Here is a 21,125-nt window from a genome sequence, read left to right on the forward strand (position 1 = left end):
AACACCACTATATTATTTCCTTTCTGTCAAGGTTGCAACAGCTTGTATTTCAAACAATGTATAAAAGTCATCTTTATAGCTTGTCTTCAATAATTTTTATCCACCAATGCCCTCTTCCAATTTTGATGTGTAAGAAGACAGCTCTCATTGATTTAATAGCAACAACTTTGACATGTAAAAATCTTAAGATATTATGCGAATTGCAAAGGTAGATTATCTATATGAATCAATATATTAATCTTAGATTTGTTTTATTATGAATTTATTAAAATTATGTATAACTATTTTATCCATGGAGAGACCATCATTATCTTTTTTAAGAGAAGAAAACACTTTTTTGTTCTCTATTTAAGTCTTACAAAACAAAAAAATATCAGTACAAAACTGTTAAGATAGTCCATAGATCTATAAGATTTGAGGTGAAGAATCGTTTTCTTATTCTAAAATATCACGAGAATAAAAATAGCTTTCCTCCCTTCTCGTATGCTTTCTCATATATAAGTCTCATATCGCTCTCAAGCGTATACATTTTTAATCTTTTTTATCCAAATTTTGAAAAATTCTTATAGCATTCAACTAAAGAAAAAATAAATTTTATAAAATAACATTTATATCTTTGAGCTATTTTCTTGATAAGTGCAAAATAACCTTAAGGAAAGCACTTTTTATCATTGCTTAAAAAGATTTTCGATATAATATTAAAGTATTTTTTCCGCAAACAGTCCTTCGTAAACACTTTCAATTTCGCTTGCTTCTTTTTCCAAAGGAAAATGCGTACGGACGTGGGTTAACGCTTTCTTTCCAGCTGCCAATGTTTTTTCTACATCAGCAAAATAGGGTTCAATTGCTGCGGTTAAAGCCAAACCATCTCCTGCTTTAACAACTGTTCCTGTTCCCTCTACCACCAATTCTTTAAAAACTCCTACATCACTCGCAACAACAGCTGTCTGTGATGCCATTGCCTCTAAGGGCGTCAAACCAAAGCCTTCCAAACGCGAAGGTGTTACATACAGCGACAAGCGGCGATACCACAAAGGTGTATTAAGAAGCTCACCAAGAAAAATAATGCGCTCTTCTAAACCGGCATCAGCAATCCTTTGGCGTAATTTTTTTTCAAATTTATAATGTTGTTCTGTCGTTCGACCAGCAATAAGTGCTGTCCACTCAGGGTAACGTGGTAGCAACGCTATCATTGACTCCACAAACAAATCAGTGCCCTTTAAATAACGCACACGGCCAAAACACCCAACAGCATATTTTCCAGGAATTCCTGAAGAAGAAAAGCGATCATCAAGAATTTTAGGTGGAGAAAAACGTCTAACATCCACACCATGCATAATAACTCTATAGGGCACTTCTAGATAAGATCCTGTCTGTACACTAGTAGCAATCACCCTATCCATACGCCGAAGCAACCATTTGGTAAAAGACTTATGGTTACGCCGAGAAGCGGATGTAAAAACAAGTTTAAGCTTCATTTTCAAGATATCGCGCAAAAAGATCCCACAAAGCATCTCAATATTGCGCCTTGCATGCCAAATACGAAACGGCTTACCTTTCGGACTTTTCCAAAGTCCGAAAAGGTCCCGAAAACCAAGAGCTGGCAAATTCTCTGGAAGCCCAAACCCCAAAGTAGATATACGCACCCCTTGTTCTCGCTGCAATGGAACGAGTTGAATAACCGTAGATGTCACACCGGACAAACGTTTTTTAAAGTGAGGAGCAATAACCTCAGTTTCTTGCAAAGACATACGCATAACTATTGATATATTTAGATGTATTGAACCTTAATGATTTCGTAATTATGCGCACCACCGGGGGCATTCACTTCAATTACATCCCCCTCTCGCTTGCCAATGAGTGCACGTGCAATCGGTGAAGAAATAGAGATTTTACCAATCTTTACATCAGCCTCTTGATCCCCTACAATTTGATACACTTTCTTTTCTTCAGTATCCTCATCTAAAAGTTTAATAGTCGCTCCAAATTTGATTTTATCGCCTGAAAGACGAGACACATCTATAACTTCTGCCCTTGCTATATAATCTTCAAGCTCATTTATACGACCTTCATTATGGCTTTGTGCTTCTTTAGCAGCATGATATTCGGCGTTTTCTGACAAATCACCATGGGCACGCGCTTCAGAAATTGCTTCAATAATTCGTGGACGTTCCTGTTGTTGACGCCAACGCAACTCTTCTTTAAGACTTTCAAAGCCAGCTGTAGTCATCGGAACTTTTTCCATAATCCGTCCCTTTCTATTACACGGAAGGTTTAATAAAAACACAAAAAACGGCTTCCAAAATTACTTTTGGAATCCGAAAACTACGATCTTTTCCATTATATAGCACAGTATCCTTGTTTTCCATATAAAAATAAATAAAGAGAACAAAACATGCACTAATAGTGTTTAAAACATCTCATTTTGGTGCTTAAAACGTTAAACTTCGCTCTCCTCCTTAAAATCTCATAAAGAAGAAAGAATTGTAATTTTCTTTATTTTATCATAGTCTAGAAAAAGAAACCCTATGAAATGTTAAAGAGAGAAGGATAATTTTTAAAAAAGTTTTTTGCAGAAAAATGAAAAAAATCGTCATTTTTTTTGTGTTTGGCTCTTTCTTTTTAGCCACAACAACATCTAAAGCAGCAGATGCCTTTGTGACAACAAATCTTAATTTTAGAACAGGACCCAGCACCCAGTATGCAGTTTGCGGCTTAATCTCTGCTGGAGAATTGGTTTTTGTTAAAAACTGTGAAGGAAATTGGTGCCATATCCGACACAACGCTCAAATAGGTTGGGTATCATCTCGTTATCTTTCATTTAAAGATGGCAATGAGCTTTATCACACCTACACAATGTCTTTAGTTCCAAAACAGGCCGTACATGATTATTCTCCATAACAGCCATGATAATTTATGCCTTCTTGAAGATCATCATGGCAAGAATGCAATAGTGTCCCACGAGCGACCATAAATATGTCTCCTCCAAGGAAACATTTTGAAGAGTTCATCTCACAAAAAACTTTATTAATATGCTCATGAAAAAGTCAGTAAACCACAACAAACCTGTGCAATAACATTTTGCTGCTATCGTAATGAAATTGTAAAAACTAGTATTCCCTTTAAAATCACCAGAACTTTTCTATCAAAGGATACAACAATGAAAAATGGTGTTACTGCAACTGTAGAAGCTCTTTCTGCTCTGATTGCTTCAGGTAATCCTCTTTTTAAGAATGGGGCATTATGGACACCTCACCGCCCTATTCGTCCTGAAAAATCTGAAGGTGGTATTCCATTTCAACTCGAAACATCCTTTAAAGCAGGGGGAGATCAACCACAAGCCATTAAGACTCTGGTTGAGGGAATTGAAAAAAATGAACGGACCCAAGTGCTTTTAGGGGTTACTGGCTCAGGAAAAACCTATACAATGGCAAAAGTCATTGAAAAAACGCAACGCCCAGCTCTCGTCTTAGCCCCCAATAAAACGCTTGCCGCACAACTTTACGGAGAATTTAAGAGCTTTTTTCCTCATAATGCTGTTGAATATTTTGTTTCTTATTATGACTATTATCAGCCAGAAGCCTATGTTGCACGCTCTGATACCTATATTGAAAAAGAATCCTCTACGAATGAACAAATAGACCGTATGCGCCATGCTGCAACACGCGCTGTCTTAGAACGTGATGACGTCATTATTGTAGCATCTGTGTCCTGTATCTACGGGATTGGCTCGGTAGAAACCTATACAGCCATGACTTTACAAATAAAAAAAGGAGATAAAATCAATCAGCGAAAACTCCTAGCTGATTTAGTTTCTCAACAGTATTACCGACAAGACATAAACTTCATTCGTGGTTCTTTTCGTGTCCGAGGAGACACCATCGAAATTTTTCCTGCCCATCTTGAAGATCGTGCTTGGCGACTTTCGCTCTTTGGCGATGAAGTAGAAACAATTACTGAATTTGATCCTCTCACAGGACAAAAAACAGCAGCTCTTCAATCTATTAAAATTTATGCCAATTCACACTATGTCATACCACGGCCAACACTCAATCAAGCCATGAAAGCCATTAAAATTGAGTTGGTTCAACGTCTTGATGAATTGAATGCAGCAGGACGCCTTTTAGAAGCACAACGTTTAGAACAGCGCACAATGTTTGACTTAGAAATGTTAGAAACAACCGGCTCATGCGCCGGAATTGAAAATTATTCACGCTATTTAACAGGACGACAGCCTGGCGAACCACCACCAACCTTGTTTGAATATATTCCAAACAACGCTCTTGTTTTTATCGATGAAAGCCATGTAACAATTCCTCAAATTGGTGGTATGTATCGAGGCGACTTTCGCAGAAAGGCTACTCTAGCAGAATATGGCTTCCGCCTGCCCTCCTGTATGGACAATCGCCCTTTGCGCTTTGAAGAATGGGATGCTATGCGCCCACAAACCATTGCTGTCTCTGCCACACCTGGACGCTGGGAAATAGAACAATCTCACGGCATTTTTGCTGAGCAAATTATTCGCCCAACAGGGCTTGTTGATCCACCAACAGAAGTACGCCCCGCCTCTAACCAAGTCGATGATGTTGTAAACGAAATTCGTAAAACAATTCAAAAAGGCTACCGTACCTTAGTCACTGTACTGACCAAACGTATGGCTGAAGATTTGACAGAATATCTCCACGAACAAGCTATTCGAGTACGCTATATGCATTCTGACATTGATACATTAGAGCGTATTGAGATTCTTCGCGATCTCAGGCTTGGTACCTTTGATGTTCTCATTGGCATCAACCTGCTTCGAGAAGGTTTGGATATTCCAGAATGCGGTTTTGTTGCCATTCTAGATGCAGACAAAGAAGGTTTTTTACGCTCTGAAACCTCGCTCATCCAAACAATCGGACGCGCTGCACGCAATGTAGACGGGCGCGTTATTCTTTATGCTGATACCATTACTGGCTCTATCGAGAGAGCATTACAAGAAACACAACGACGTCGACAAAAACAGATAGCCTATAATGAAGAACATCATATTACTCCCACCAGTATCAGAAAAAATATCGACGATATTCTCAATTCAGGAGGAGAAACTCACCATACACCTAGAAAACTTCCTGATTTTATTAGGCAGAATAATATGGTTGGCAATAATTTAACAACCCATATTCAATATCTCGAAAAATCAATGCGTAAAGCAGCCGCTGATCTGAACTTTGAGGAAGCAGCACGACTTCGTGATGAAATTAAAGAACTACAGAAAATAGAACTCGCATTAGCAAACGATCCTTTAACACATCATAGTGAACAATCTATCCCTGAACCCATGATACAAGCAAATCTTTTTACAAAGCCAGATCTTGATCACATGGGGCCAACAATGGATACTGGTATTTTGGAAAATCGAAAAGTAAAAAAGTTCTCAAAAAATACTCTTAACAAAACAACAAAAAACACAAGAAAACGTTAACTCAATCAATAATCTAAAGCTGTTAAGCTTTTCAAAATAAATCTTTTTTCTCTAATATCTTAATAAGATATCATTAATAAATAACACCATTCCATAAATGAATAATCTCAATATCAATACTGCTCCAATTAAGCAAACAAAGTAAAAAAGAAATAGTGTAAGAAAATATTTCTCATAATGATCTTTTTATAAGAAGGCTATACATCTAGCTAAAATATTTCTAAACTTTAAAGCAGTAACAACCAAATCAAAAAATATCTCTTTCACATCTCCCAAACTCCCCATATGCCATAACACAAGAGAATATTCTTATGAAAGGTGCAAATAAAATAAGACTTATATCATAACAATATAATCACCCGATAGCAAGAATGCTCTCTTTTTTCATGCTGCTTTCGTTCATTCTTGCAGTCTTTTAAAATAAAAGAAAGCTAAAAAAGATGATTTTACATAACACTTTATTCACAAAGAAAAAATTAATAACGATCAATACAATATTATAAATGAAAATAAGCAGAATATATTTCTCTAAAGCAAACTTTTGTCATGATTTTATGTTCATATTCACCCAAAGAGCTTTTTATTCGTTTTATCAAAACAAATCACAAACCGTTCAGGTTGTGTTCAGTTTGATACGTTTAAAATAGGGGAAAAATGCGAATTTACATACATAAGGAGCATCGCTATGAAAAAAATAATCAAATTAGCGGTATTATCAGCAATGACAAATGTAACTGTTTTTATGCCATTAAGCACAACGCTTGCAGATACCTCATGGAGTTATGAAGAAAAGACTACCACGAAGAAAATGAAGAGTATAGAAGAGGAAATAGATGAGCATATGAAAAGTGTAGAGAAAGAAATAAATGATCATATGAGGAGTGTAGACAAGGAAATAGATGATCGCATGAATCGTATGAAGAGAGAATTTGATTCCCACTTCTCTTCTCATTCTTCTCCTCATCGTCGTCCTCTTCAACATGTAGCCTATACAGGGGGTGAACATCGTCATTTTGAGCGCAGGACATATCATTATAGTGAACGCAACACGACAACCCATCATCATCATACCCATAAACATTATAAAACGCGTAGCAACTCAGGAGAGGCTTTAGCAGCAGGCATTCTTGGTTTTGCTGCAGGTGTAGTTCTTAATAATGTTTTCAAAAAACCAGAACAGCCACAAACACAAATCATCTATCAAAACCCACAACATCCCCAAGTAATTTATCAAGAGGTTCCTCAAGTCGTCTATCAACCAGTTCTACAAAATCAGGTTATTTATGAAGTTCAATCAACAACATATCAGCCCCTTCAGCAATCAGACACTCACAATTGGCTTCAATATTGCAAGAAAAAATACCGTTCGTTCAATCCAGAAACAGGGACTTTTCGGGGGCGTGATGGCCAAGAATATATTTGTTATGCCCCATTAAATTAATTCCCGTTACACTTTGCTAAAAAAATTAAGTAACGAAAAGAACACTTGAAAGTGTTTTTTTCGTTATGCATTGAGTTCTTGAAGAAAAGGATTCCATTGCCGCTCATAGCCTAAGTGACTACCTGGTCCATGCCCACAGATGAAACGGACATCATCGCCTAAAGGCAAAACTTTTTCTCGAAGTGATTTCATCAACGCTTCATGAGAACAGAAAGGGAAATCCGTCCGTCCAATAGAACCACGAAAAAGCACATCACCCAAGAGAGCAAAACGTTGTTTTTCATTGAAATAAATGACATGACCAGGAGAATGACCAGGTGTATGAAAAACAGTGAACACATGTTCAGCAAAACGAAGAGTATCACCATCTTCCAACCATTGATCAGGAACACAATTGCGTGCATCAGTAATACCGTAGCTTTTTGCACTCTCAAACGTAGCATCCATCACAGGTTTATCACCCTGATGTGAACCGATAATTTTAACACCAAGAGCTTCTTTTGCTTGCATTGCCGCTCCCACATGATCAAAATGCCCGTGTGTTATCCAAATAGCTTCAACGACAACGCCCATCTTTTGGATAACTTCTTGAATTTGAAGCCAATCACCACCAGGATCCACTAAAACCCCCACTTTTTTTTCATTATCAAAAAGCAAAGTGCAATTTTGTTGAAAAGGTGTAACCGGGATAATATGTGTACTAAAATTGCTCATCATATCCTTTTCAAAGTAAATTTTTTCAACTTTATGAGAGAGAATTTCCTTCTTTATAGAGTAAAATAGCTTGCTCGACAGCTTTATGCAACTTATGTAAACTTGAACTTTATAAAAACACCATTTTGTTAAGGTTTTGAAGAATGACCGATCACGTTCAAGTTTTGTGTGATGATGCTCCTCACCTTCTTGTGATTGATGACGACACCCGCATTCGTAATCTTTTATTGCAATTTCTCATTAAAAATGGATTTCGTGTTTCAATTTCATCTAATGCTGATGAAGCAAAACGGCAACTTGCAAGCTTAGATTTTGATCTTCTTATAGTTGACGTCATGATGCCTGGACAAAACGGCATTGATTTCACCACCTCACTTCGTCAAACAAGAGACATTCCTATCCTCATGCTCACAGCTTTGTCAGAAACAGACAATCGCATCCATGGACTAGAAGCAGGGGCTGATGACTATCTTGCTAAGCCATTTGACCCTCGTGAGCTTCTCCTTCGCATTAACGCCATTTTACGACGTGGTTTTCCACTACAACAGCCTAAAATCGAGCAAATTGTTTTTGGACCCTATATCTTTTCCATTGCAAGGCGCGAACTCAAGAAAGGACGAGAAATTATTAAATTGACAGATAACGAACAAAAAATGATGGTTATTTTTGCCGAAAATGCAGGAGATATCATTCCACGCCATAAATTTGCAATGGATGATAAAAATATTGGCGAACGTGCAATTGATGTACAAATCAACCGCCTTCGCCGTAAGATCGAAGAAAATCCAGCACTCCCGATATGGCTCCAAACCGTACGAGGAATAGGTTATAAACTTTCAATTGAACAAGCATAGTATGATCATACCTGTAAGAGAATTTGTCCGCTGGCTGACAAAGAAGATGCCCAAACGGCTTTATGTGCGCTCTTTGATCATCATTATTGCTCCCATGGTCCTCCTACAAACAGTGATTGCTTATGTTTTTATGGAACGTCACTGGCAAATGGTGACCGAGCGCCTTTCTACCGCTGTTGTCCATGATATTTCAGCTATTATCGATATCATTGAAACATATCCGCAACAAGATAACTACGAAGACATCAAACGTATTGCACAACAACGTATGGGATTAAACATAGCTCTCCTACCTCCTTCGCCTCTTCCTCCACCAGGTCCGAAACCATTTTTCGCAATTCTTGATTATTTTCTCAGTGAAGAAATCACCCGTCAAATTAATCGTCCCTTCTGGATTGATACAGTAGGCGATTCTGATCTTGTCGAAATCCGCATCCACCTTGGACACGGTATCTTACGAGTATTTGCACCACGTAGCCAAGCCTATGCTTCCAATACTGCTATTTTTTTAAGCTGGATGGTAGGAACAGCGCTTTTTTTATTACTGATAGCAATTTATTTTCTGCGCAACCAAATCAAGCCAATTCAACAATTGGCTGAAGCAGCAGAAAGTTTTGGACGTGGTCGCCCTTTACCTGAGGGCTTTCAACCACAAGGAGCAGATGAAGTCCGTCGTGCTGGCATTGCTTTTTTACGCATGCGTGAACGTATTGAACGCCAAATTGAACAACGTACCATGATGCTTTCAGGTGTAAGCCATGATTTAAGAACGATTCTCACACGTTTTAAACTTCAGCTCGCCCTAGCAAATACTGACTTTGATATTAAACCCCTTGAGCAAGATATAAGCGACATGCAAAACATGTTAGAAGATTATTTTGCTTTTGCTCGTGGTGAAGGAAATGAAAGCGTTAAAACCTTTGATTTAAACACTCTCATGCAAAAATTTTCCACCGATGCACATCTTCACAAACGTCAATTTTCCTACACCATTGAAGGTCCTACACAAATACAAGTACGTCCCCGCGCCTTCACACGCCTTGTAAGCAATCTTGTCTCAAATGCATTTTACTACGCCAACACTATCAAACTGACAGCTATATCTTACCAAGAATCATTTATATTAATGATAGACGATGATGGACCTGGAATTCATAAAAATATGCGTACAGAAGTCTTTAAACCATTTTTTAGACTCGACAAAGCAAGGAACCAAGATGCAAGTGGAACGGGACTTGGCCTTTCTATTGCCCAAGATATAGCCCGTAGCCATGGAGGAAACATTCAACTAGAAGATAGCCCACTAGGGGGCTTGCGCGCTATTATTGATATCCCCCTATAAGCAAAACTTCACAAATCGTTAAAAAAAACGCTTAACAAACTGTCGTAATTTAGGCATTTCCCACAGTTTCAAACAAAGTATATTGCAGTGCCTTGTAAGCACTTTCGCCACGCCAAGCAACCATCTGAAATGCAACATAATGGCTTTCACAGACCTTTAGTGCGTGTATCAACAATGTCTCAACTTGTATATGAGATGGATGAACCCCTCCAGCCAATAAAAGCCCTTGCCGATAAATAACCGAATTATTACTTCGCCAATAATCAAAATGCCCCAGTAACAATTTTTCATTAATTGCCAGCAATAAGCGATGTATTTCTGCCGTTTGAGCATTTTCAATAGAAAGATCAAATGCACAAGCCAAATGAAGCGCTTCCTGCTCTTCCATCCATGAAAACGCAAGGCGATAATTGGTCCGTTTTCCTTCTACACAAACACGAATTTCATCTTGTGCATCACGCTCAAACGACCAATCATATTTACAAGCAATCTGTTCAATAAAGTCAACAGGATGCTCTTCTCTTTCTGTGGCGCAAAATGCAAGCCTCATTATAATCCTCAATCATATTAAAACATTTCAACAGAATACAAACCACCTCAACTGTAACAACATTTTGTTACAATCAAAGCCTTTACACCAAACAAATACACATTAAAAACATCGACAGTACACAAGTACTCGAAACTCAATCACGCTTCAAAAGTGAACCTGATAATCATAAAACGAATCATCAAGCTTTTTCAGTGTATTGATACAATTTTACAGCGCCAATCCCCCAATCTAAAAAAATGTCTTTTTTTACAAAAAACAAACAAAAATAAATGGATACTTTTCTCTAACAGACTCAAGATTAAGCATTTTTTAGTTTCAGGAATCCTACTGAAAAATTGGGGATATTTTTTCTAATAAAAATTATTTTACTTCTTTCGTGTCTGTGTTTTTTTCCAGATCATCAAGACGTTTTTTTACATCCGCATTTTCAGCATTTACTTTGAGCACCATTTCTTTAAAAGTTTCAAATTCTTCGCGTGAAACAAGATCAAGTTTATTTGCTATTTTTTCAGCCTGCAAACGAAAAGCCGTTCCAGCTTCACGTCGTATACCTTGCACAATATCAGCAGCATCTGTTGCTAATTTTGCCAATTCATCAAGAATACGGTTTGATCCATTACGCATAATGTTTTTCCTTAAATTTAAATTATTGACGCACGCATTATAGCGTATTTTCATAACATTTAGATACTGTATTTGTTCCTTTTGCCCTGTAGATTTTGCCCTACCATCCAGATTTTTCCATGCAGATTTCGTTTTAAGTCTTTTACACTCTTTTTACCATCATAAAATTTTAACAGGAGAAACCAGTGGAAATCTACCACTCTCCCCGCTTGACCATTATACATTCATCTGTCATTCCTGACCATCATATAACCTAAAAGAAAAAATGCTTAACTCATGAACAATCTTGTCTGTCCAGCCATTGCTTTTCCAGATTTTTTTAATCCGGTAATTGTCCGTTTAGGTCCCTTATCTCTTCATTGGTATGGACTTGGTTATGTAGTGGGCATTCTTTTTGCTTGGTGGTATGCACAGAAGTTATTAGAAAAACAATCTCTATGGTCCGCTAAACAACCTCCTATGGATAAGCAAAAGATAGGGGATTTTGTTGTTTGGTCTGCGATCAGTGTTGTTGTTGGTGGACGCTTAGGACAAGTGCTTGTATGGGACCCCCTTTATTATTTTAGCCATCCAAGCGCTATCATCGCAGTATGGGATGGAGGAATGTCCTTTCATGGCGGACTCATTGGCATCATCATTGCAATGATTTGGTTTGCCCGTAAAAATAATATCAAGATACGCGCAATGTTTGATATCATTGCTTCCGGTGCCCCTATTGGTATCGGTATTGTACGGATATGCAACTTCATTAACCAAGAATTATGGGGCAATGTTACCGCCCAGCCTTGGGCAGTTTGTTTTCCCCTAGACCCTTACTATTTACCACGCCATCCAAGCCAACTTTATGAAGCCTTCATGGAAGGATTTCTTCTTTTTGTCATCTTATCCACTGTGATTTTTGCTTTCAAAGCATTAAAACGCTCTGGCACCGTATCAGGAATATTTATTATAGGTTACGCAATAGCACGTAGTGTTTCAGAAATTTACCGTGCTCCCCAAGAAGATCCAGAATGGTTTTCCAGCCTTTTTCATTCTACTGGCTTCACCTATGGTATGGCTCTATCCCTTCCTATGCTCCTTTTAGGGGGCTATCTCCTTTTTCAAGCTTGCAAAGACAAATCTACAGAAAATGTCCACCCTGAAAGAAAAAATTAAGAAAATCATTGCCCTTCATGGTCCAATCCCTGTTAGTCAATATATGACGTTAGCGCTCACAGACCCTCAGTTTGGCTATTATCAAACACAAAAGCCCTTTGGACGCGCTGGTGACTTCATAACAGCCCCTGAAATAAGCCAATTATTTGGAGAAATGATTGGCATTTGGCTTCTTGCAAATTGGAAAGCTCATGGTTGCCCTCACCCCTTCATTATTGCTGAAATAGGCCCAGGACGTGGAACTTTAATGAGTGACATTTTGCGTACCATGCAAAAATTATCCTCAACCGCATTTAATGCAGCTGAAATCTTTCTTATTGAAGTAAGTGAAAAGCTCAAAAAAGAACAAAAGAAATGTCTCTCACCTTATCAAAAAAAAATCCATAGCATTAAGAGTTTTGACCAAATTCCTTCAAAACCACTTTTTTTAATTGCGAATGAGTTTTTAGACACACTCCCCATCAATCAATATATTAAAATCAATGGAGAATGGAGAGAACGCCGCATTACAGTCAATGAAGAGGGAGATTTCATCTTTATTGCCGCCCCACATAAACTTTCCTCTTCTTGCTTACAATCCTATTGTTCTGAAATGCCTGATGGCACAATTTTTGAACATGCACCCTCACGCCATCAATTGATACAACAAATCAGCAAGCGTTTAGTACAAGTACAAGGTTCTGCTTTGCTCATCGATTATGGTGCTCGAGATCTTGCCTTTGGCGATACACTACAAGCACTCTCAAGACATAAATTTCGTGATATTTTTGAGGCTCCAGGTCAACATGATTTAACATCCCATGTTGGCTTTTCCTTTTTAAAAAAAATAGCGCTTAAAGAAGGTTGTTTTGCTGAAATATCAGAACAAGGAGACTTTCTTTTAAAAATGGGACTTCTAGAACGCGCACAACAGCTTGGGTCGAATAAAAATGCTCCATTGCAACACAAAATCCGCCAAGATGTCGAGCGATTAGCTGGCCCAGATCAAATGGGAAAATTATTTAAAGTCTTACATATGAGTGATAAAAACATACCTGTACCTCCCAGATTTTGATGCCCATAAATATTGACAAATACGCGCATTTCATACACCATTCTCTCCTTGGAAATGACCATCTTTATGAGGAAGTTTAATGAAGCCTATCTCACCTCCTATCCTTGCAAAAGAGCTTTCTGCCTTACACATACACGGGATAAAACATGGTTTTTTCACACGCCAATGCGGTATTTCAAAAAGTCTCTTTCCAAGCCTTCATGTTGGACAAAATTTAAATGATCAATCTGCGCAAAATTACCTTTTGATCGCCGATTACTTTAGTGTTGAGGTACAAAATTTAATCATTGTCAATCAAATACACTCTTCTGAAGTTATCGTAGTGAATCAACCTTTTATGGGTGAAGTTCCCAAAGCAGATGCTCTCGTTACCACCATACCAGGACTCGTCATCGGCATTCTTACAGCAGATTGTGGCCCCGTTTTATTGGCAGATCCACAAACCGGTGTCATCGCTGCAGCACATGCTGGCTGGCAAGGAAGCTTAAAGGGAATTATAGAAAAAACAATTACTGTTATGGAAAAACAAGGCGCCAAAAGACAATCAATAACAGCAGTTCTTGGTCCTTGTATTGGTCCTTGCCACTACGAAGTCACAGACGAATTTTACCACCAATTTATTAAGTGCGAGAGTAAATTTCAAAAATATTTTTTAAAAACAGATAAAGTTAATCACTTTCACTTTAACCTGTGGGCATTCAATCTCAATCAACTCAAAGAAGCAGGGGTTAGTGCTTCTTGTTTAGAACTTTGCACCTACCAAGATGAACAGCGTTTTTTCTCCTATCGGCGTGCAACGCTCCGAAATGAACCGGATGATGGACGACAATTTTCTGCGATTATGTTAACGAGATGAATAGGGCTTTTTTCATCTAAAGAGAATAGCAAAACTGCAAAGCAAAATTTTTGCTCACAGTGAAACAAAAAACACTCTCAAACATTGTGCTTTTTATCAAAAATATTTTCTTAACAAACTAAAGTATGAAAGAACTAACTATTCTTATTCTCCAAAATTTGTCTGTGATGGCTAAAATTAAAACAATTTTAAACATGAACTTTGCTTTATTCCTTTTATACAGAAAACTATATCCACATTGTTTTATAGAATAAAAGAAAAAATAAAACACAGAGCTCTTTTATAAGATAAAGATAAAATTGTAAAGTTTTTGTAATTGTTATCCTTGCAATCTGATAATAAGAAGTTAAAAAACTTATCATATTCTACCGTGACGACTCAGAGGTTCCACTATGAAGCTTTTCTGCGGCAATTCTAATCCACGCCTTGCTGAAGATGTTACAAATTATTTAAATATTCCCTTAGGCAAAGCAACCGTGAAACGCTTTGCTGATCAAGAAATTTTTGTAGAATTACATGAAAATGTCCGTGGACAAGATGTGTTTGTTTTACAATCCACATCCTATCCAGCCAACGATCATTTGATGGAATTGCTCATTATGATTGATGCGCTTCGCCGCTCTTCGGCGCGTCGTATTACAGCCGTCATCCCCTATTTTGGTTACGCGCGCCAAGATCGTAAACCTGGACCACGCACCCCGATTTCTGCAAAACTTGTTGCCAACCTGATTACCGAAGCAGGAGCCCACCGTGTTTTAACATTGGATCTTCATGCCGGACAAATTCAAGGTTTTTTTGATATTCCCACAGATAATCTCTATGCTGTTCCAGTTATTTCTCGCGATGTCAAAATGCATTACTCGCTTGAAAATGTTATTGTTGTTTCACCAGATGTTGGGGGGGTTGTACGCGCTCGCTCTCTTGCTAAGCGCTTAAATAGTTTGCTCGCTATTGTTGATAAACGTCGCGAACGTCCTGGTGAATCAGAAGTTATGAATATCATCGGAGATGTCTCTGGAAAAGATTGTCTTTTGCTTGATGATATTGTTGATTCCGGTGGAACACTATGCAATGCAGCAAGTGCTCTCCTAAAACACGGTGCTAATAGTGTCACAGCTTACATCACACATGGTGTTCTTTCTGGAAATGCTATTGAGCGTATTACTAACTCAGAAATGAAAGAATTGGTTATTACAGATTCGATTATGCCGACAGGGGCCATTGAAAAAGCCCATAATATTCGTGTTTTACCGATTTCCGACCTGATTGGCGAGGCAATCGCTAGAACAGCAGCAGAACAATCTGTCTCAAGCCTATTTGGTTAAAGGGGTGCTTTAGGATCCCCTGGTGCCGTTTCGACGCCAAGATCAGGGAATGCAACGATGCGTTGACCACTAAAATGTGTATGGATAACAATGAGGCCACGCTCTTCAAAATAGGTTAAAAGCCGACGTGCGCGGCTTAAAGAGTGTGTCCCATAAAGACGGGCTAAAAATGCATCGGATGGGCATGGCTTTCCGTCCAATGCGGCCTGTGCCACATTTAAGAAGACTCCTTGAACATCATCTTCCAGACTTTCTGATATCTGCAAAATATGTTTCCAATGTTCACTTACAGCTGTTTGTTCATCAACAAAAGCTTGAGCAATCGCCAATTTACGCCGAAATTGTGAGAGATTAAAAGGAACCTTAGAGATACCATGGATACGGCAACGAACCGAAAAATCTTGATAAAGCACCGCTGTTGAACGATAAAAAGCCTCAGGATCCTCAAGAATTTCCCGAATAACATGTTCTGCTTGACTATTACGCTCAACATCAGAAAGTTCAGGAAATAAACTTAGATTTTCTTCTAAGTCCTCTTGTTTTTTATGCACCACCTCCTCTAACATCTCGTGCATTGATTTTTCTCTCACAGGCTCTCGTATTTGTTTAAATGGCGTTAAAATTTCCTCTGGTGAAGCCGTAAAAACGAGTTCTTTTGCATCTATGTGCTCTGTTGGAAGTGGCATTAATTTAGGGCTAGAAGAGCGTGCTAAAGTTTCAACCGAACCAATGATAATTGGCAAGGGACGTCGTGATAAAGCAGGACCTAAAGCAATAAAATGTCCCCGCTCAAGATTTCTAAACATTTCCGCTTGACGACGCTCCATCCCCAAAAGATCAGCCGCACGCATCATATCAATATCTAAAAAAGTCCGACCTATTAAAAAATTTGAAGCTTCAGCAGCAACATTTTTGGCAAGCTTAGCCAAACGTTGTGTTGCAATAACACCAGCAAGTCCCCGTTTACGTCCTCGACACATAAGATTTGTCATAGCACTCAGAGAAATTTTACGCGCTTCATCGGAAACTTCTCCTGCCGCAGTTGGAGCAAACACTTGTGCCTCATCAACCACCACAAGCATAGGATACCAATAATCACGTTCCACATCAAACAGTGCCCCGAGAAAAGCCCCCACAGCACGCATCTGTTGTTCCGTATCCAAGCCCTCCAAGTTAAATACCACCGAAACCCGATGTTGGCGAATGCGATGAGCAATACGCGTTAATTCTAATTCGCTGCGTTGAGCCTCTACAATAACATGACCAAATTTATCGGCCAAAGTGACAAAATCGCCTTCTGGATCAATCACGCAGTGCTGCACCCACTTAGCACTTTGTTCTAAAAGACGGCGTAAAAGATGTGATTTCCCTGAACCGGAATTACCTTGTACAAGAAGACGTGTCGCCAATAATTCTTCCAAATCAAGAAGCGCTGGCATCGATTTATGCAAAGCACGACTCTCTGACATCTCACCCAAGGCAATCTCAACCTTCATAACATCTCCAGTGTTTGATTTTAAACATATTAGCGCCTATTGGTTGATTCTCCATCCGCGTAGCAATTTGTAACATTTCCTCCTTTCTAACGGTAGAAATCATCGATTTTTCCCACAACTCTTGCATCTGTGTAGAGTTTGAATTATAGAACAAACTTCTGCGTAGACACCCTTGGAGGCAACGCAGAATGGAGCAATCGCTGTTTTCTAGCGCATATCTTCATATCCATGCAAAAACTGTTATTGTTTTTGAAGGATCTCCAATCATGTAAAAAGGACTTAAATTATGAGTAAAAGCTACACTCTTAAGGCCGAAAAACGCGAGCGGGTTGGTAAGGGGTCCTCCCGTGAACTCCGCCGCAACGGTCTTATCCCTGCTGTCATTTATGGTGAAAAACAACCTCCTTTGGCAATAACAGTTCCCTATAAAGAAATTTTCTACAAAATCCAAGCCGGTGGCTTTCAGACCACCATTGCAACGATTGTTCTCGACAAGAAAAAAATTATGGTCTTGCCAAAAGATTACCAATTGGACCCTGTGCGTGACTTTCCTCTCCATGTCGATTTCTTACGCATTTCAGCAAAATCTGTTGTAGAAGTGAATATTCCTGTCCACTTCCTCAATGAAGATACAGCTCCTGGACTTAAAAAGGGTGGTGTCCTCAATATTGTTCGCCATGAAATTGAATGTACCGCTCCAGCAAATGCTATTCCTGAAGCCATTGAAATTGATCTCTCCAGCTATTCTATTGGTGATTCTATCCATATTTCAGCTGTGCAACTGCCAAAAGATGTGACACCCATTATCCAAGATCGGGACTTTACCATTGCAACCATTGCAGCGCCTGCAAGCGTAGATGTCAGTGATGAAACTTCCGAACAAGAAAAGGATGAAGACGAGGCGGAAACTTCATAAAACTCAACAGGCGGGAATTTTTCCCGCCTTAATTTATGAGACGTATACTCCCCTCACATTTTGACTGAAGGTACATATGTGGCTTATTGCTGGTCTTGGTAATCCTGGTTCGCAATATCAAAATAACCGCCATAATATCGGTTTTATGGCGGTTGATACTATTTATCAGTCTTTTTCTTTTTCTCCATGGTCGAAAAAGTTTCAAGCAGAAATCTCTAGCGGTTTCATAAATAATGAGAAAATTTTTCTTATGAAACCGCAAACTTTTATGAATCTCTCGGGGCAAGCTATTGGTGAAGCTTTGCGATTTTATAAATTAGATTTAAAGAGTTTGATCATTATTTATGATGAGTTAGACCTGTCACCGGGAAAAGTCCGTGTAAAAATCGGAGGAGGAAATAATGGGCATAATGGTATTAAGTCTATTGATGCCCATTGTGGTAGCGACTATTGTCGCATACGTATAGGTATTGGTCATCCTGGAAGCAAAGAACTTGTTCATCATCATGTTTTAGGAAATTTTACCAAATCTGATCAAGAATGGTTGCTCCCTCTCTTAGATACCATTGCAAAAAATATTGCTCTCCTTATAAAAGGTGACAAATCTCTCTTTATGAATGAAGTTTCACAAACGATAAAAAATAAAAACTTACTCTAACCTTTTATTTCTCTCACCGGTAAAATCAACATTTCTCTATAGAAACTTTATATAATATATTGATTTATAAAATTAATTTTTTTAAGCTAAATAAAAATACCAGATATCATGAGATTCATTTCAAGTCTATTGATAATGAAACAATCAAGACCATTGGCTTATACCTCACAAATTGGAAAAGTATACGGATAAAAACTCTTGAAAAAGAAAGATCTATACTCTTTTGTGAGAAAGAGAAGATTGAACAGCAAACCAAAATACTCAAATGGTTCTTTCCAATCTTCTCCCTAAAATTAAAAATCATTTGGCTGAATGGTTGACTCTAGCGGATCGTAGCCATTTGATTGTTGACTGTAAACTGTAGGCACACTCCTATTGTTTTGTAACACCACGACGCGCGAACCAACGGGAACACGATCATAAAGATCAATAATATCTTGATTGAGTAAACGGATACATCCGCTTGAGATGGCACGCCCTATTGACCAAGATTCATGTGAGCCATGAATACGGAAAAGTGTATCTTTCCCATTTTTGAAAAGATAAAGTGCTCGTGCGCCCAATGGATTATCGGGTCCTGGTGGCATTCCTTTCCCCAAATGCCCATAACGTTCTGGCTCTCGAGCCATCATTGCTGCAGTAGGAGCCCAATTTGGCCAGCGACGCTTGCGCTGTACAACCCCCTCACCTTCAAATGCTAGACCTTCCTTACCGACCCCAATCCCATAGCGTAAAGCTTTTCCATTTTCACCAATAAGGTAAAGAAAACATTCTTGCGTATCAATAACCAATGTTCCAGGTGGATAAGATGTATAATAAATCACTTCTTGTCGCCAAAACTTTGGATCAATTGTTGCAAGATCAACAGCAGGTAACGGATAAGTTTCATTCGTTACAGGACCGTACAAAGCCTGTATTTCTGGTGGAATGTATCGAGCTTGTTGAAAAGAAGCTGATGACATATCTGATTGATGTGTTGTAGCACATCCAGCTAAAGCTAAAAGTGCTGCAATTAAAAAGGCACAACGAGATAACACTCTTCTATTTTCTCCGATTAATTATTTACGCAGATTTGCGTACCATGAAAAACTTAGCACACTATTAACATTAACTCGAAGTTTTCTTAATTATTAATTTTAAGAAGAACTTTAAAAGGTAAAAAAAGCAAATTATGCATTGCTGTAGACTTTTTTCCAACTTATCACAATACAAAGACTATAACTCTTCTGAAAATGTGCTATAAAAAACTTTTATCTTGACCATAAAATCAATAGAAAAGAAAGATTCTCATGGGCTTTAAATGCGGTATTGTCGGATTACCTAATGTTGGAAAGTCAACTCTTTTTAATGCGCTCACAAAAACAGCCACTGCACAGGCGGCCAATTATCCTTTTTGTACCATTGAACCCAACACCGGTGAAGTTGCTGTTCCAGATTTACGAATGGAAAAAATTGCATCAATTGCAGGTTCAAAAGAAATTATTCCTACACGCATTAATTTCGTTGATATTGCAGGGCTTGTACGCGGCGCTTCAAAAGGCGAAGGTTTAGGGAATAAATTTTTAGCCAATATCCGTGAGGTTGATGCCATTATTCACGTTTTACGCTGTTTTCAAGATGATGATATAACCCACGTAGAAGGACGCATTGATCCCCTTTCTGATGCCACAACCGTTGAAACTGAACTCATGCTGGCGGATCTAGAAAGTCTTGAGAGACGAATCGTACAAATTCGCAAACGAGCCACTGGAAAAGATAAAGAAGCTCTCACAATTCTACCCGTTATGGAAAAAGCATTAAATATCTTGCAACAGGGAAGTCCTGTTCGATTATTGCTTAAAGATATCTCTTCCGAAGAACGCCGCATCCTTGAGAGCTTAAATCTTCTCACTTCTAAACCCGTCCTCTATGTGTGCAATGTAAGTGAAAATGACGCTGTTCATGGAAATAACTTTACACGAATGGTCGAAAAAATGGCAGCAGAGCAAAATGCTCAAAGCATTATCATTTCCGCTTCTATCGAAGCTGAAATTACGCAACTTAATGAGACAGAAGCTTTAGAATATCTTAATGCTTTAGAGCTCTTTGAACCAAGTCTAAACCGCCTTATTCGTGCTGGCTACTCTTTACTGGATCTTATTACTTATTTCACCTGTGGTCCGAAGGAAACACGCGCATGGACGATCAAACGTGGTACAAAAGCTCCCCAAGCAGCCGGTGTTATCCATTCAGATTTCGAACGTGGTTTCATTCGCGCTCAAACCATCAGCTACGAAGATTATATTACCTTAGGGGGAGAAAACGGTGCAAAAGAAGCAGGCAAAGCCCGTGATGAAGGCAAAGAATATATTGTGCAAGACGGTGATGTTATGTTATTTAAACATAACACTTAAATAGTCGTCCTCTCTTAATGTTTTCTGCCTTTTAAGCAAATAAAGAATGGGGATAGGATTTACAGATATCCCTTCTATAAAATTTTAAGGATTAATATTCTGTTTGAAGTATTTTTAAGATGCACAAAACGTATAGAGTATTTTTCTTTCAAAAAAAATTGAAACTGTTTGTTCCTTTAGCTTATCAAAATCATTAAGATCTAATCTCAATTTTCCTTTGAGTTCTTAAAAAACAAAAAGAGCTTCTTGCCTAAAGTTTTTACATTTCTCAAACGCT

The 21,125-nt window shown here is 38.4% G+C and carries 19 protein-coding genes; 12 read left to right on the forward strand and 7 right to left on the reverse strand.

From position 1 onward, the window contains the following. Window positions 1–698: 698 nt before the first annotated feature. Window positions 699–1,757, reverse strand: a complete 1,059-nt coding sequence (locus tag PVV59_RS02865; RefSeq protein WP_273754441.1) for a glycosyltransferase family 4 protein — start codon at window positions 1,755–1,757, stop codon at window positions 699–701. A gap of 14 nt (window positions 1,758–1,771) precedes the next feature. Next, entirely contained in the window at window positions 1,772–2,245 is a 474-nt protein-coding gene (greA, locus tag PVV59_RS02870; protein WP_273754442.1) for a transcription elongation factor GreA, read from the reverse strand. A gap of 335 nt (window positions 2,246–2,580) precedes the next feature. Here greA and PVV59_RS02875 point away from each other — a divergent pair, with 335 nt between their 5' ends. The 3 genes from PVV59_RS02875 to PVV59_RS02885 all read left to right on the forward strand — a co-directional run bounded on the left by PVV59_RS02875 (window position 2,581) and on the right by PVV59_RS02885 (window position 6,908). Beyond that, entirely contained in the window at window positions 2,581–2,901 is a 321-nt protein-coding gene (locus PVV59_RS02875; protein WP_273754443.1) for an SH3 domain-containing protein, read from the forward strand. A 259-nt stretch (window positions 2,902–3,160) separates the two neighbouring features. After that, window positions 3,161–5,467 (forward strand): excinuclease ABC subunit UvrB, encoded by a 2,307-nt coding sequence (gene uvrB / locus PVV59_RS02880; protein ID WP_273754444.1) that lies wholly within the window; start codon window positions 3,161–3,163, stop codon window positions 5,465–5,467. Window positions 5,468–6,152: 685 nt separating this feature from the next. Then, window positions 6,153–6,908: a BA14K family protein gene (locus tag PVV59_RS02885; RefSeq protein ID WP_273754445.1), complete on the forward strand. Its 756-nt coding sequence runs from the start codon at window positions 6,153–6,155 to the stop codon at window positions 6,906–6,908. Window positions 6,909–6,971: 63 nt separating this feature from the next. On the opposite strand, the gene PVV59_RS02890 is transcribed toward PVV59_RS02885, so the two are convergent. Continuing rightward, window positions 6,972–7,622 (reverse strand): MBL fold metallo-hydrolase, encoded by a 651-nt coding sequence (locus PVV59_RS02890; RefSeq protein ID WP_273754446.1) that lies wholly within the window; start codon window positions 7,620–7,622, stop codon window positions 6,972–6,974. Between the two features lie 143 nt (window positions 7,623–7,765). Between PVV59_RS02890 and PVV59_RS02895 the strand changes: the two genes are divergently transcribed. Continuing rightward, a complete protein-coding gene (locus tag PVV59_RS02895; RefSeq protein ID WP_273754447.1) occupies window positions 7,766–8,476 on the forward strand; it encodes a response regulator in 711 nt (236 codons plus the stop codon). Window position 8,477: 1 nt separating this feature from the next. After that, a complete protein-coding gene (locus tag PVV59_RS02900; protein ID WP_273754448.1) occupies window positions 8,478–9,818 on the forward strand; it encodes an ATP-binding protein in 1,341 nt (446 codons plus the stop codon). Window positions 9,819–9,867: 49 nt separating this feature from the next. Here the strand turns inward: PVV59_RS02900 and PVV59_RS02905 are convergent, their stop codons facing one another. Both PVV59_RS02905 and PVV59_RS02910 read right to left on the reverse strand, forming a co-directional pair. Next, entirely contained in the window at window positions 9,868–10,368 is a 501-nt protein-coding gene (locus PVV59_RS02905; protein ID WP_273754450.1) for a YbjN domain-containing protein, read from the reverse strand. A gap of 363 nt (window positions 10,369–10,731) precedes the next feature. Beyond that, complete coding sequence (locus tag PVV59_RS02910) at window positions 10,732–10,995, reverse strand: accessory factor UbiK family protein (RefSeq protein WP_273719799.1); 264 nt, start codon at window positions 10,993–10,995, stop codon at window positions 10,732–10,734. Window positions 10,996–11,271: 276 nt separating this feature from the next. Here PVV59_RS02910 and lgt point away from each other — a divergent pair, with 276 nt between their 5' ends. The 4 genes from lgt to PVV59_RS02930 all read left to right on the forward strand — a co-directional run bounded on the left by lgt (window position 11,272) and on the right by PVV59_RS02930 (window position 15,385). Then, window positions 11,272–12,150 carry a prolipoprotein diacylglyceryl transferase gene (lgt, locus tag PVV59_RS02915; RefSeq protein ID WP_273754451.1) on the forward strand — a complete coding sequence of 293 codons (879 nt, stop codon included), beginning with the start codon at window positions 11,272–11,274 and terminating at the stop codon, window positions 12,148–12,150. Next, window positions 12,125–13,204 (forward strand): class I SAM-dependent methyltransferase, encoded by a 1,080-nt coding sequence (locus PVV59_RS02920; protein ID WP_273754453.1) that lies wholly within the window; start codon window positions 12,125–12,127, stop codon window positions 13,202–13,204. Before lgt ends, PVV59_RS02920 begins: the two co-directional genes overlap by 26 nt. Before the next feature lie 79 nt (window positions 13,205–13,283). Next, a complete protein-coding gene (gene pgeF / locus PVV59_RS02925) occupies window positions 13,284–14,060 on the forward strand; it encodes a peptidoglycan editing factor PgeF (protein WP_273754454.1) in 777 nt (258 codons plus the stop codon). Between the two features lie 392 nt (window positions 14,061–14,452). Beyond that, entirely contained in the window at window positions 14,453–15,385 is a 933-nt protein-coding gene (locus PVV59_RS02930) for a ribose-phosphate pyrophosphokinase (protein ID WP_273754455.1), read from the forward strand. On the opposite strand, the gene PVV59_RS02935 is transcribed toward PVV59_RS02930, so the two are convergent. Further along, window positions 15,382–16,881, reverse strand: a complete 1,500-nt coding sequence (locus PVV59_RS02935) for an ATP-binding protein (RefSeq protein ID WP_273754456.1) — start codon at window positions 16,879–16,881, stop codon at window positions 15,382–15,384. The two genes, PVV59_RS02930 and PVV59_RS02935, sit on opposite strands and share 4 nt — an antisense overlap. 286 nt (window positions 16,882–17,167) lie before the next feature. Between PVV59_RS02935 and PVV59_RS02940 the strand changes: the two genes are divergently transcribed. Then, complete coding sequence (locus PVV59_RS02940) at window positions 17,168–17,797, forward strand: 50S ribosomal protein L25/general stress protein Ctc (RefSeq protein WP_273754457.1); 630 nt, start codon at window positions 17,168–17,170, stop codon at window positions 17,795–17,797. Between the two features lie 76 nt (window positions 17,798–17,873). Next, the gene (gene pth, locus PVV59_RS02945; protein WP_273754458.1) at window positions 17,874–18,455 is read left to right on the forward strand and encodes an aminoacyl-tRNA hydrolase; all 582 of its coding nucleotides are present in this window, start codon (window positions 17,874–17,876) and stop codon (window positions 18,453–18,455) included. A 293-nt stretch (window positions 18,456–18,748) separates the two neighbouring features. Here pth and PVV59_RS02950 read toward each other — a convergent pair whose 3' ends face one another. Next, window positions 18,749–19,492 carry a L,D-transpeptidase gene (locus PVV59_RS02950; RefSeq protein WP_273754460.1) on the reverse strand — a complete coding sequence of 248 codons (744 nt, stop codon included), beginning with the start codon at window positions 19,490–19,492 and terminating at the stop codon, window positions 18,749–18,751. Between the two features lie 252 nt (window positions 19,493–19,744). On the opposite strand from PVV59_RS02950, the gene ychF reads away from it, so the two are divergent. Continuing rightward, entirely contained in the window at window positions 19,745–20,848 is a 1,104-nt protein-coding gene (gene ychF / locus PVV59_RS02955) for a redox-regulated ATPase YchF (RefSeq protein ID WP_273754461.1), read from the forward strand. Window positions 20,849–21,125 lie beyond the last annotated feature (277 nt).

Origin of the sequence: Bartonella sp. MM73XJBT.G (genome assembly GCF_028618435.1) — a bacterium.
Lineage (GTDB): Bacteria > Pseudomonadota > Alphaproteobacteria > Rhizobiales > Rhizobiaceae > Bartonella.